This is a genomic window from Pseudomonas sp. NBRC 111143 (assembly GCF_001320965.1).
Taxonomy (GTDB): Bacteria; Pseudomonadota; Gammaproteobacteria; order Pseudomonadales; family Pseudomonadaceae; genus Aquipseudomonas; species Aquipseudomonas machongensis.
Genome location: NZ_BCBT01000063.1, coordinates 25,179 through 37,247 on the forward strand (window position 1 = coordinate 25,179; position 12,069 = coordinate 37,247).

The window sequence follows — 12,069 nt, forward strand, 5'->3', positions numbered from 1 at the left end:
ACGCAGCCGAAACCAAAGGCTGTAAGCCCATCGATTCGAGCATGTCCGAGATCATTCAACTTAGTGCAGAGGTCCCGTCCGAGCTGGGCGGCCAACGCCTCGACCAGGTCGCCGCCCAATTGTTCGACGAGTACTCGCGTTCGCGCCTGACTTCGTGGATCAAGGAAGGCCGCCTGACCGTCGATGGTGCGGTGCTGCGCCCGCGCGATACCGTCCACACCGGCTCCGTTCTCACCCTGGAGGCCGAACAGGAGGCACAGGGTGAATGGGAGGCAGAGGACATCGAGCTGGACATCGTCTATGAAGACGACCAGATCCTGGTGATCAACAAGCCTGCCGGGCTGGTGGTCCACCCGGCTGTGGGGCATGCCAGCGGTACCCTGCTCAACGCCCTGCTGCACCATGTGCCGGACATCATCAACGTGCCGCGCGCCGGCATCGTCCACCGCCTGGACAAGGACACCACCGGTCTGATGGTGGTCGCCAAGACGCTGCAGGCGCAGACCAACCTCGTCGACCAGTTGCAGAAACGCTCGGTCAGCCGCATCTATGAATGCATCGTGGTTGGCGTGGTGACGGCCGGTGGCAAGATCGACGCACCGATCGGTCGCCACGGCGGCATGCGTCAGCGCATGGCGGTCACCGATGGCGGCAAGCCGGCGGTCAGTCACTATCGCGTGCTCAAGCGTTTCCGTTCGCACACCCACGTGCGGGTCAAGCTGGAGACCGGGCGTACCCACCAGATTCGTGTGCACATGGCCCATGTCGGCTTCCCGCTGGTGGGTGACCAGACCTACGGTGGTCGCTTCCGCATCCCGCCGGCCGCCAGTGTGGCCATGGTCGAGGCGGTCAAGCACTTCCCTCGCCAGGCCCTGCACGCGCGCTTCCTGGCGCTGGATCATCCGACGACCGGTGAGCGCATGGAGTGGAAATCGCCTCTGCCGGACGACTTCATGTGGCTGCTGTCGCTGCTCGATCAGGACCGCGAGAGCTTTATCGGATGAGTGAGCTGACGCAATCGCTGATCTTCCCCGACTGGCCGGCCCCGGCCTCGGTTCGCGCTTGCGTCACCACACGAGAGGGCGGCGTCAGCCTGCCACCCTACGAAACCTTCAACCTGGGTGACCACGTGGGCGACGATCCTGCAGCGGTCGCCGAGAACCGCCGTTGCCTGGGCGCTGAGTTCGCTATCCAGCCGGCCTGGCTCAAGCAAGTGCATGGCCTGGTCGTGGCCGACGCCGATCCGGCCGTGGTAGCCGAAGCGGATGCCAGCTGGACCGACCAGCCCGGTGTCGCCTGTACCGTGATGACCGCCGATTGTTTGCCTGCGCTGTTCTGCGATCGCGCCGGTACGCGTGTGGCGGCCGCACATGCTGGCTGGCGCGGGCTGGCCGGTGGCGTGCTGGAAGCCACCCTTGATCGTCTGGCGCTGGCGCCTGAAGAGGTGCTGGTGTGGCTGGGCCCGGCTATCGGCCCGCAGGCGTTCGAAGTCGGCCTGGAAGTGCGCGATGCTTTCACCACCACGCATCCAGAGGCCGCCAGTGCCTTCGTCGCGGGCCAACGCCCCGACAAGCTGATCGCCGACATCTATGCCCTGGCGCGTATCCGCCTGGCCGCGCGCGGCGTGACGGCCGTCTATGGCGGAGGGTTCTGCACGGTCAGCGACCCGCGTTTCTTCTCCTATCGATGCACCCCGCAGGGCGGGCGTTTCGCTTCGCTGGTCTGGCTCGAACCTCGCTGAGCCTCTGCGCCCGTTCTGGGGCGGTCTGTGCTATGCCGTGCAATAGATCTCACTGATGTCCATCAGTGTTGTTGCTTTTTGTCGTAGTCTTTTCCTTCTCAAGCGTTTTGATCATCTTCAAATGCGTCGCAATAGCCGCTAGGCTCGCAACAATCCGTATCGCCGTGATCTTCCAACCAGAACGAGTCGGCCATGACAGATTTGTCCCGTACGCATGGAGTCGCCAGCCAGGCCCTTGGTCTGCTGGACGGGCGTTTCTTCCGGCCACCGCTGCCGGACGGGCATGTGCTGCGCGCGCGCTTGTGCCAGCGTCTCGAAGCGGGGCTGGATGGGCGGCTGCTGCTGGTCAACGCACCGGCGGGGTTCGGCAAGAGTTCGCTGGCCATCGAGTTTTGCCAACAGTTGCCCAGCCACTGGCGCAGCCTCTGGTTGGGCCTGAGCCAGCGCGACGCCGACCCCGGTCGTTTCCTCGAGCGTCTGCTCGAAGGCTTGCAGCAGTTCTGCCCGGCATTGGGCGGTCAGGCCATGGGGCTGCTGAAGATGCGCCAGCGCCATCAGCCGTTTGCCTTCGAGGAGTGGCTCGACAGCCTGCTCGACGAGCTGGCGCTCTACCTGAATGCCGACACGCCGCTGCTGCTGGTGCTGGATGACTACCATCTTGCCCAGGGGCCGGTTCTCGATCGCTGCCTGCAGTTCTTCCTCAACCATTTGCCGCCGGGCCTGGCATTGCTGGTCACCAGCCGCCAGCGCCCAGACTGGCACCTGGCGCGGCTGCGCCTGTCGCGCCAGTTGGCCGAGCTCAATGAACAAGACCTGCGCCTGACCTCCGATGAAGCCCTTGCCGTGATTGGCCGCCAGCCCACCGGCCTGCGTGGCCAGGCGCTGGACAACCTGATCCAGCGCAGCGACGGCTGGGTCGCCGGGTTGCGTTTCTGGCAACTGGCGACCAGCGAGTCGGGCGAGGACCATGCCTTGCCCCAGGCGCTGCACGGTGGCGAAGGGCTGATCCGCGATTACCTGCTCGAAGAGGTCATCGAGATCCTCCCGGCAGAAGTCCAGGCTTTCCTCTACGACACCGCCTGCCAGGAGCGCTTCTGCACCGAACTGTGCGACGCCCTGCGCGAGCGCGAGGACAGCGCGGCGATCCTGCGCTACCTGCAGGCTCACCAGGTGTTCCTGGTGCCGCTGGATGAGCACGGCCGGTGGTTCCGTTATCACCATCTGTTCTCCGACCTGCTGCGCAGTCGCCAGGCCAGCGAGCCTTCGGCGGCGCTGCATCTGCGTGCTTGCCGCTGGTTCGAGCGCCAGGGGCTGCTCGACGAAGCGGTGGAGCAGGCCTTGCGTGCGGGTTCTCTGGATGTCGCCGCCGATCTGGTGCAGAGCCTTTCCGAAGAGCAACTGTTGGCCGAACAGAACGTCGGCATGCTGCTGCGCTGGAAGATGGACCTGCCAGACAGCCTGCTGATCAGCACGCCACGCCTGATCGTGCTGTACAGCTGGGCACTGGGCCTGGCCTGCCAGTTGGATGCTGCCGAAGAACTGGCGGCCTATCTCAGCCGTTTCCTGCCAGCGCCCTCGGCGACCGCACAGAAGTCCATGCTCGCCCAGTGGCTGGCGCTCAGCGGCGTGATCGCACGCGGCCGCGGCGATCGCGAGCGGACCCTGGCCTACTGCGAGGAAGCCCTGCAGAGCCTGCCCTGCAAGCGCTATGGCCAGCGTCTGGTGTGCCTGTCGACGCTGTCCAACCTGGCCATTGCCGACGGGGACTTCTGGCGGGCGCGGGGTTGGAACCGTGAGGCGCTGGAGTTGGCCCAGCGTGTTGGCAATCCGTTGTTCGAGGCCCTGGCCCATTACGACCGTGCCAGGGTGTTGCACGCCCGGGGCGAAGTGTTGCGCGCCCTGGACGAGGTGCGTCAGGGGTTGCAGCGTCTGCAGGGGTTGTCGGGGCAGCGCCTGTACGCCGTGCGCGCCCGGTTGATTCTCTACGAAGGCTACCTGTATGCCTCGCGCCTGCAACCAGGCCAGGGGCGGGCGCGGTTGCGCGCCGGGCTGAGCGAAGCACGGGCCTGCCGTGATATCAGCGTGCTGATCGGCCATTGCGTGATCGCCTCGCTGGAGGGGCGCGACGGGCGCTTCGCCGAGGCCTTTGCGGAGCTCGCCGAGGCCGAGCGGTTGATGCATATCTGGGACGTGCCGCCGATCTTCTATCTGGCCATGATCACGCTGGTGAAATGCGAGCTCTGGCTGGCCCAGGGCCGCACCGACCTTGCCGAGTCCTGGCTGCTGCGCCTGGGGCAGACCTACGGCGGCGAGCAACCGGCCGCGGCACCGGAATTTCATCCATTGCTGCCACTGCATATCGAGCTTCAACAAGCGTTGCTGGAACGCACCCTGGCACGACCGGAGCCTGCCGAGCAGCGCTTGCGGGCGCTGGTCGCACAGGGGCAGGCCAGTGGTGGAATGATGCTGGCGGTCAGCGCGCTCTGCCAGTTGGTTGAGCTGTTGCTGGCGCAGGGGCGCGAACAGGAAGCGGGCAAGTTGCTGGGCAAAGCGCTTGAGGCCGCGCGTGGCGGTGCCTTGCATGCTTTCCAGCGGCTGCTGGAGGAACGCCCGATATGGTTGCGTGAGCAGCTCGCCGCCAGCCCCGTGTGCCCGGTCCAGGCCGAACTGCTGGCACGCCTGCCTCAGACCCAGCCTGTTACCGTGGCCAGCAATGAGGCGCTCAGTGGCCGTGAGCTGGCGGTACTGGAACTGATCGCCCAAGGCTGCTCCAACCAGCAGATCAGTGAGCGCCTGTTCATCTCCCTGCACACCGTCAAGACCCACGCCAGCCATATCAACAGCAAGCTGGGCGTCGAGCGCCGCACGCAAGCCGTGGCACGGGCCAAATCGCTTGGCCTGCTGGTCTAGAAAGCGCCTTGCAGTTAAAATGATGGCTAGTTGCCATTGTCTTGTCATGCGCTGACTTCCTAGTCTCATCTTTCCCGCCGCCCGGCCGATACAGCTTTCGCCGGGCACAGTCGCCGCAGGTCTTTTTCCACCTCTTCTCAATACAGGTCGTGTTGATGCTGCAGTATGGGCAAAAAAGCTTTCTGATCGTCGACGACTTCACCGACTTTCGCACCTCGACGCGCTCCATGCTGCGCGAGCTGGGTGTGCGCGACGTGGACACCGCCGACAGTGGCGAGCAGGCCCTGCGGATGTGCGCGCAGAAGCGCTATGACTTCATTCTCCAGGACTTCCACCTGGGCGATGGCAAGAAGAACGGCCAGCAGGTGCTCGAGGACCTGCTGTTGGACAAGCTCATCAGCCATGAATGTGTGTTCATCATGGTCACGGCCGAAAGCAGCCAGTCGATTGTCCTTAGCGCCATCGAGCATGAACCTGACGCCTATCTGACCAAACCGTTCAACCGCCTGGGCCTGGCCCAGCGGCTGGAAAAGCTGGTGCAGCGCAAGACCCTGCTCAAGCCGATCCTCCAGGCGCTGGACCGTGGGCGCCCGGCCGAGGTGCTGGCGGCCTGCGCCGAGCTGTGCAAGCAGGATCCGCGTTTCGCGCCGTTGTGCCTGCGCTACCGGGCCGATGCGTTGCGCGACCTCAATCGCTTCGACGACCTGGAAAAGTTTCTTACCAACATTCTTGCCAGCCGCCCGCAGCCTTGGGTGTATGCGGCGCTGGGCAGCCTGATGCACAAGCGTGGCCAGTACGAACAGGCCCAGGGCGTCTATGAGCAAGCGCTCAAAGCGTTCCCGATCATGCCTGGGCTGTACGACGGGCTGGCCGAAGTGCTGGTGGCCAAGGGCGACAACAAGCGCGCCCAGCACATGCTCGAAGAGGCGGTGCGCCTATCGCCGCTTGCGGTGCGTCGCCAAGCCGCGCTGGGCAAGCTGGCGCTGGACAACGAAGACTACGAAGGCGCATCCAAGGCATACCGGCATGCCGTTAGCCAGGGGCAGAGCTCGCGTTACAAGAGCGCCGAGAGCAACCTGGGCCTGGTCCAGGCGCTGATGAACAAGAACGCCGGCAACGGTCTGGATGCGCGTACGCGGGTCGAGATCAATACCGTGCTCAGCGAAGTCGCCAAGGAGAACACCGAGGACCAGGGCCTGCAGGTGCGCGCCCGGCTGATGAAGGCTGCCAGCCTGCAGCAGGCCGGCGATGCGGAAACCGCGGCCAAGCTCACCGAGCAGGCCATGCAGCGCCTGGACAAGATGGACCAGTTCTTCTCGGTCGATGCCGCACTGACCGTGGCCAGGCAGCTCAAGGAGCTGGGCCAGGAGTCGGCCGGGACTTCGATCCTCAAGGGCTGCGTGGAAACCTATGGCGATGACCCGAAAGTGATGCAGAGTGTGGCCAAGGTGACTGACGACCCGAGCGTGCTCGGCGCCGTCACCGAAGCCGTGGATCTCAACCGCCAGGGTGTACGCAGTTACCAGGGCGGCCAGTTGAACGAGGCTCTGGAGATGTTCCGCAAGGCCCTGTCGTTGCAGCCGAAGAACATCAGTATCGCCCTCAATACCGCCCAGGCGCTGCTGCGTATCGGCGGCGAAAGTCCGTCGGAGTCGCTTATGCAGGAATGTCGCAACTGCCTTAACCGCGTGGCCGGTATCCCCGCCAGCGACAACCGCTTCGACCGCTACCGCAAGCTGCACGTGCGAGTGTTCGGCGCATGAGCCGCGATGAGCAGGGGCTGGATTTTTCTACGGTGATCGCCTCCACCGTGCACGACATGAAGAACTCGCTTTCGGCCCTGATCCAGGCCCACGACCAGTGGCTGGCGCGTTTGCCCGAACAGTCCCGCAGTGGCAGCGAACAAGGGGTGATGGAGCACGAGTTCCGCCACCTCAACGGTATGCTGGTGCAGTTGCTGGGGTTGTACAAGCTGGGCATCAACCAGTTGCCGATCTGCCCCGACTACCACGAGCTCGAGGATTTCGTCGAAGCCCAACTGGCCGCGCAGCAGGAAGTCATCCGCCACCGCGACGTGCTGGCGACCTGGCGCATCGACACCGAAAGCCCGCTGGGCTTCTTCGACCGTGAACTGGTCGCCTCGGTGGTCGCCAACGTGCTGACCAACGCCATTCGCTATGCCGGGCACACGCTGCTGATCAGCGTCGAAGAGGAGGGCGAGCAGTTGGTGATCAGCGTCAACGACGATGGCGCCGGTTATCCACAGCGCTTGCTCGAGCGTCAGCAGGACTACGTGCAGGGCATCGACCAGCAGAGCGGCAGCACCGGCCTTGGCCTGTACTTCGCCGCCAGGATCGCCGCCCTGCACGAGCGCAACGGCGTGCGCGGGCGGATCGAAATCGCCAACGGTGGTGCGCTGGGTGGCGGGTTGTTCAGGTTGTATTTGCCTTGACTCTGGCTATTTGAGTGTCACTTCCCACTGCGTTGTGGGATAGCTCCTGACCTCGAGTTCATGACTTCAAAAGCAGCGCTTCAGATGACAATGTAGACACGTTGTTTCTACAAGTTACTTGCAATCATCTGGAGGGTTTCTACTATGTATCTACCTTTGGAGATACTTATGGAAGTCAAGATTCAACAATGGGGCAACAGTGCTGCCATTCGCCTGCCATCGACCATTCTCAAGCAGATGCGCCTGAGCGTGGGCTCCGTCCTCAGCCTGGATACCGCCACCGGATCGCTGATTCTCAAGCCCGTCCGATCAAAACCCAAGTACAAGCTTGAGGAGCTGATGGCCCAGTGCGATCTCGATGCACCCGAGCCGGATGAGCTCGCGGCGTGGAACGCCATTCGTCCTGTTGGTCGTGAGGTATGAGGCGGGTGGGATTCGCCAGGGGCGATATTGTGCGAGTCGATCTTGAGCCTGTGGTCGGACGCGAGCAGCAAGGTGCGATGCGTCCGGTTCTGGTGCTCTCACCGGCTGCCTACAATGCCGCGGGCCTGGCGGTGGTAGTCCCGATCACTCAAGGTGGGGATTTCGCCCGACATGCCGGGTTTGCAGTCACGCTCAGCGGGGCAGGTACGCGAACCCAGGGCGTGGTGTTGTGCAACCAGTTGCGTACGCTGGATCTCGAGGCACGTGGTGCCCGACGTATCGAGTCTGTTCCCGACGTTGTCATTGATGATGCGCTGGCGCGCGTACAAACCTTATTTGAATGAGCGTGAAGTCGCTTGGAGCTGGACTCCCATGACCCCTATCCCTGTATCGCTGATCCGCGAAACCTTTCCCGTAGGCCCCCTGCAGTGCAACTGCACGCTGATCGGCGACCCGGTCAGCAAGAAGGCCATCGTCGTCGATCCGGGGGGCGACGAGCAGAAGATTCTCGCTCGCTTGCAACAGCATGGCCTGACGCTGGTTAGCATCATCCATACCCACGCCCACTTTGATCATTTCCTGGCTTCCGGCAGGCTCAAGGAGCTGACCGGTGCGACCCTGCACCTGCACAAGGACGACCAGCCGCTGTGGGACAACCTGGAGATGCAGTGTCAGATGTTCGGTGTGCCCTACACGCCGGTACCTGCCCCGGACCGTTGGCTCGCCGATGACGAAGCGCTGGCCTGTGGCTGTGGCGTGGCGCTGCACACGCCCGGGCATACGCCGGGCTCGATGAGTTTCTGGTTTGCCGAGCACAAGCTGCTGATTGCTGGCGACACCCTGTTCCGGCGTGGCGTGGGGCGCACCGATTTGTGGGGCGGCGATCAACGGGCTATCGTTCGTTCGATCAAGGAGCGGCTGTACCGCCTGGATGAAGAGGCGATCGTGGTGACCGGCCATGGTCCGGATACTCGACTCGGCGAAGAGATGCGTGAAAACCCGTTCGTGCGGGCGTGAAGTTTCATGGAATTTTTCCGCGTCGCTGCAATCCAAGGCTGGCACTGATCCGTATACGATCCGCTGCACTTTCGAATTTCACCAGGAGCTTGTCCATGTTCACCATGCGTCGTCTGATTATCGTCGCTACCGCTGCTGCCCTGATGACCGGCTGTGCCGGCCAGAACCCCTACGACAACCAGGGCCAGGCGCAGGGCGGCTCCACAGGGATGAGCAAGACTGCCAAGTACGGTGGCCTGGGTGCACTGGCCGGTGCCATCGCGGGTGCGGCCATCGATCACAACCACCGTGGCAAGGGTGCGCTGATCGGCGCTGCTGCGGTAGGCGCCGCCGCCGCCGGTTATGGCTACTATGCCGACAAGCAGGAAGCCGAGCTGCGTGCACAGATGGCCAACACCGGTGTCGAAGTGCAGCGCCAGGGTGACCAGATCAAGCTGATCATGCCAGGTAACATCACCTTCGCGACCGATTCGGCGAATATCGCCCCAAGCTTCTACTCGCCGCTGAACAACCTCGCCAGCTCGTTCAAGCAGTTCAACCAGAACACCATCGAAGTGGTGGGCTTCACCGACAGCACCGGCAGCCGCCAGCACAACATGGACCTGTCGCAGCGTCGCGCGCAGGCCGTCAGCACCTACCTGACCTCGCAGGGTGTCGATGCTTCGCGGGTGTCGGTACGTGGTATGGGCCCGGACCAGCCGATCGCCAGTAACGCCGATGCCAATGGGCGGGCGCAGAACCGTCGCGTCGAAGTCAACCTGAAGCCGATCCCTGGCCAGCAGTATGACCAGCAGGGCACCGTCCAGCAGTACCCCTGACCTTTAACGCAGCCGCTTTGCGGCCCTGTCGCGGGACAAGTCGGCGCACCGACTTGTCCCGCGATGCGTTTCAGCGCACGTGACTGGCCTGGATCGCCGTCAACGCGATGGTGTGCACGATATCGTCCACCTGCGCACCGCGCGGCAAGTCGTTCACTGGCTTGCGCAGCCCCTGCAGCATCGGCCCAAGGCTTACGCAGTCGGCACTGCGTTGCACCGCCTTGTGCGTGGTGTTGCCGGTGTTCAGGTCCGGGAACACGAACACCGTGGCGCGGCCCGCAACCTGGCTGTGCGGTGCCAACTGCCGGGCAATCTCCGGGTTGGCTGCGGCGTCGTACTGCAACGGCCCGTCGATCAGCAGGTCATGTTCCGCCTGCTGCGCCAGGCGCGTGGCTTCGCGCACCTTCTCCACTTCCTCGTCACTGGCCGCCGAGTCGCTCGAATAACTGAGCATCGCCACGCGCGGTGCAATCCCGAAGGCCTGCGCCGATTCGGCGCTTTGCCGTGCGATCTCCGCCAGCTCCACGGCGCTGGGGTGCGGGTTCATGATGCAGTCGCCGTACACCAGCACCTGCTCGGGGAACAGCATGAAGAACACCGACGACACCAGGCTGCAGTCTGGTGCGGTCTTGATCAGTTGCAGGGCCGGGCGGATGGTATTGGCGGTGGAGTGCACCAACCCTGAAACCAGGCCGTCGACTTCATCCAGCGCCAGCATCATGGTGCCGATCACCACCGGATCCTCCAGCTGCTGCTCGGCCATCGGGGCGTTGAGGTTGCGGCTCTTGCGCAGCTCGACCATCGGCTCGACGTAGCGTGCGCGAATCAGCTCGGGGTCGAGGATTTCCAGGTCGGCTGGCAGGGTAATGCCCTGGGCACGGGCCACCGCCTCGACTTCCTCGGGCTTGGCCAGCAACACGCAGCGCGCGATGCCGCGCGCCTGGCAGATGGCGGCGGCCTGCACCAGCAACGGTTCGGCGCCCTCGGGCAGGACGATGCGCTTGTTGGCCTGCTGCGCGCGCTGGATCAGCTGGTAGCGGAACACCGCTGGCGACAGGCGCATCTCTCGCGGCGTGCCACAACGCTGGTGCAACCAGTGGGCGTCGAGGTGGCTGGCGACGAAGTCGGTGATGAACTCGGCACGCTCGCGGTCGTCCACCGGGATTTCGCGGTTCAGCGAGTTGAGCTGGTTGGCGGTGTCGTACGATCCGGTGCTCACCGAAAGGATCGGCAGGCCGGCCTGCAGGGCACCGCGGCACAGTTCGAGGATGCGCGGGTCGGGCTTGCTGTCGCTGGTCAGCAGCAGCCCGGCCAGCGGAACGCCGTTGATCGCTGCCAGGCTCACGGCGAGGATGATGTCGTCGCGATCCCCGGGCGTCACTACCAGGGTGCCCGGCTTGAGCAACGGCACGGTGTTGGCCACGGTGCGTGCGCAGATGATGATCTTGTTCATCCGCCGCTGTTCGTAGTCGCCGGCATTGAGTACCTGGGCGCCGAGCAACTCGGCCACATCGCGGGTGCGCGGGGCGTTGAGGTCGGCCTGGTAGGGGATGCAGCCGAGCAGGCGGAAGTCGTTGCCGCGCAGCAGTGGCGAATGCTCGCGCAGGCGCGTGGCGAAATCGGCCATGCTTTCGTCGGTACGGACCTTGTTGAGAATGACCCCGAGCACCTTCGGATCACGCGGGCCACCGAACAGCTGGGCCTGCAACTCGACGCGCCCGGACAGCTCGCTGAGCACCTCGTTCTCCGGTGCCGAGACCAGAATCACCTCGGCATCCAGGCTCTTGGCCAGGTGCAGGTTGACCCGCGCCGCGTAGCTGGCATGACGGGTCGGCACCATGCCCTCGACCACCACCACGTCGTTGCCGATGCAGGCTTGCTGGTACAGGCGGATGATTTCTTCGAGCAGTTCGTCGAGTTGGCCATCGCCCAGCATGCGCTCGACCTGGGCCAGGCTCAGTGGCGTGGGTGGCTTGATGCCGTGGGTGCGCGCGACCAGCTCGCTGGAGCGCTCGGGGCCGGTATCGCCGGGATGCGGCTGGGCGATTGGCTTGAAGAAACCCACCTTCAGGCCGCCGCGCTCAAGGGCGCGTACCAGGCCGAGGCTGATGGAGGTCAGGCCGACACCAAAGTCGGTCGGCGCGATGAAAAATGTCTGCATGCGTGCTTCTCGGAATAAGCGGTGCAAGGAATCAACGGCCAAGGGTAGCGCTATCGGCCCCGTTCGCGCACCAGCCGCAGGCAAAAGCCTGGCCGATGCGCCGGGTGCGCTCGTGCGCATCCAGCACCCAGGGGCGCGCCTGCCACGGCGGCTGGTGGCGCAGGTGCTGGGTATGACCGCAGGACAGCTCGACCACCCAATGGCCTTCCTCGTCCTGGTGAAAGCCGATGATCCGACTGATGGGCCGTTCGCCAGCCGCCGCGCGTTCGCAATCGGGCGAGGCCTTGGTTACACTTGTGCGCTCTACATTCTTTTGCAAAAGGTCTTGCCCCATGCTGATCGCCGCCAACAAGGCAGTCTCCATCGACTATACCCTGACCAACGACGCCGGGGAGACCATCGACAGCTCCGCCGGTGGCGCGCCACTGGTCTACCTGCACGGTGCCGCCAACATCATCCCAGGCCTGGAAAAAGCCCTGGAAGGCAAGCAGGCCGGTGACGAACTGACCGTTGCCATCGAGCCGGAAGACGCCTATGGCGAGTACCT

Annotated in this window: 12 protein-coding genes; 10 read left to right on the forward strand and 2 right to left on the reverse strand. The window is 64.3% G+C overall.

What is annotated here, in order from left to right; all coding sequences use genetic code 11:
• Positions 1-41 precede the first annotated feature (41 nt).
• The 9 genes from rluD (at position 42) to APH44_RS25110 (ending at position 9,361) form a co-directional block, all read left to right on the forward strand.
• Complete coding sequence (gene rluD / locus APH44_RS25070; RefSeq protein WP_054895115.1) at positions 42-1,004, forward strand: 23S rRNA pseudouridine(1911/1915/1917) synthase RluD; 963 nt, start codon at positions 42-44, stop codon at positions 1,002-1,004.
• Positions 1,001-1,741, forward strand: a complete 741-nt coding sequence (gene pgeF / locus APH44_RS25075) for a peptidoglycan editing factor PgeF (RefSeq protein WP_054895116.1) — start codon at positions 1,001-1,003, stop codon at positions 1,739-1,741. The genes rluD and pgeF overlap by 4 nt, the downstream gene beginning before the upstream one ends.
• Positions 1,742-1,933: 192 nt before the next feature.
• The gene (locus APH44_RS25080; protein WP_054895117.1) at positions 1,934-4,651 is read left to right on the forward strand and encodes a LuxR C-terminal-related transcriptional regulator; all 2,718 of its coding nucleotides are present in this window, start codon (positions 1,934-1,936) and stop codon (positions 4,649-4,651) included.
• Positions 4,652-4,806: 155 nt separating this feature from the next.
• Positions 4,807-6,414, forward strand: coding sequence for a tetratricopeptide repeat-containing response regulator (locus APH44_RS25085; RefSeq protein ID WP_054895118.1), 1,608 nt, complete (start codon positions 4,807-4,809; stop codon positions 6,412-6,414).
• Positions 6,411-7,103, forward strand: a complete 693-nt coding sequence (locus APH44_RS25090; RefSeq protein ID WP_054895119.1) for a sensor histidine kinase KdpD — start codon at positions 6,411-6,413, stop codon at positions 7,101-7,103. The genes APH44_RS25085 and APH44_RS25090 overlap by 4 nt, the downstream gene beginning before the upstream one ends.
• 168 nt (positions 7,104-7,271) lie before the next feature.
• Positions 7,272-7,526: an AbrB/MazE/SpoVT family DNA-binding domain-containing protein gene (locus tag APH44_RS25095; RefSeq protein WP_054895125.1), complete on the forward strand. Its 255-nt coding sequence runs from the start codon at positions 7,272-7,274 to the stop codon at positions 7,524-7,526.
• The gene (locus APH44_RS25100; RefSeq protein ID WP_054895120.1) at positions 7,523-7,870 is read left to right on the forward strand and encodes a type II toxin-antitoxin system ChpB family toxin; all 348 of its coding nucleotides are present in this window, start codon (positions 7,523-7,525) and stop codon (positions 7,868-7,870) included. The genes APH44_RS25095 and APH44_RS25100 overlap by 4 nt, the downstream gene beginning before the upstream one ends.
• 28 nt (positions 7,871-7,898) lie before the next feature.
• The gene (locus APH44_RS25105; RefSeq protein ID WP_054895121.1) at positions 7,899-8,543 is read left to right on the forward strand and encodes an MBL fold metallo-hydrolase; all 645 of its coding nucleotides are present in this window, start codon (positions 7,899-7,901) and stop codon (positions 8,541-8,543) included.
• A gap of 95 nt (positions 8,544-8,638) precedes the next feature.
• Complete coding sequence (locus tag APH44_RS25110; RefSeq protein WP_054895122.1) at positions 8,639-9,361, forward strand: OmpA family protein; 723 nt, start codon at positions 8,639-8,641, stop codon at positions 9,359-9,361.
• Positions 9,362-9,431: 70 nt separating this feature from the next.
• Here APH44_RS25110 and pta read toward each other — a convergent pair whose 3' ends face one another.
• Entirely contained in the window at positions 9,432-11,522 is a 2,091-nt protein-coding gene (gene pta, locus APH44_RS25115; RefSeq protein ID WP_054895123.1) for a phosphate acetyltransferase, read from the reverse strand.
• Between the two features lie 31 nt (positions 11,523-11,553).
• Positions 11,554-11,856, reverse strand: coding sequence for a DUF3565 domain-containing protein (locus APH44_RS25120; protein WP_054895124.1), 303 nt, complete (start codon positions 11,854-11,856; stop codon positions 11,554-11,556).
• Here APH44_RS25120 and APH44_RS25125 point away from each other — a divergent pair.
• Positions 11,855-12,069 (forward strand): peptidylprolyl isomerase (locus APH44_RS25125; protein WP_177342484.1); only part of this gene is annotated, 215 nt, incomplete at its 3' end. The genes APH44_RS25120 and APH44_RS25125 overlap by 2 nt on opposite strands.

Excerpts from the sequence above, each read along its gene's own strand:
- APH44_RS25095 (WP_054895125.1), top strand. The coding sequence starts at position 7,272 with ATGGAAGTCAAGATTCAACAATGGGGCAACAGTGCTGCCATTCGCCTG.
- APH44_RS25085 (WP_054895118.1), top strand. The coding sequence starts at position 4,807 with ATGCTGCAGTATGGGCAAAAAAGCTTTCTGATCGTCGACGACTTCACC.
- APH44_RS25110 (WP_054895122.1), top strand. The coding sequence starts at position 8,639 with ATGTTCACCATGCGTCGTCTGATTATCGTCGCTACCGCTGCTGCCCTG.
- rluD (WP_054895115.1), top strand. The coding sequence starts at position 42 with ATGTCCGAGATCATTCAACTTAGTGCAGAGGTCCCGTCCGAGCTGGGC.
- pta (WP_054895123.1), bottom strand. The coding sequence starts at position 11,522 with ATGCAGACATTTTTCATCGCGCCGACCGACTTTGGTGTCGGCCTGACC.
- APH44_RS25080 (WP_054895117.1), top strand. The coding sequence starts at position 1,934 with ATGACAGATTTGTCCCGTACGCATGGAGTCGCCAGCCAGGCCCTTGGT.
- pgeF (WP_054895116.1), top strand. The coding sequence starts at position 1,001 with ATGAGTGAGCTGACGCAATCGCTGATCTTCCCCGACTGGCCGGCCCCG.
- APH44_RS25120 (WP_054895124.1), bottom strand. The coding sequence starts at position 11,856 with ATGGGGCAAGACCTTTTGCAAAAGAATGTAGAGCGCACAAGTGTAACC.
- APH44_RS25100 (WP_054895120.1), top strand. The coding sequence starts at position 7,523 with ATGAGGCGGGTGGGATTCGCCAGGGGCGATATTGTGCGAGTCGATCTT.
- APH44_RS25105 (WP_054895121.1), top strand. The coding sequence starts at position 7,899 with ATGACCCCTATCCCTGTATCGCTGATCCGCGAAACCTTTCCCGTAGGC.
- APH44_RS25090 (WP_054895119.1), top strand. The coding sequence starts at position 6,411 with ATGAGCCGCGATGAGCAGGGGCTGGATTTTTCTACGGTGATCGCCTCC.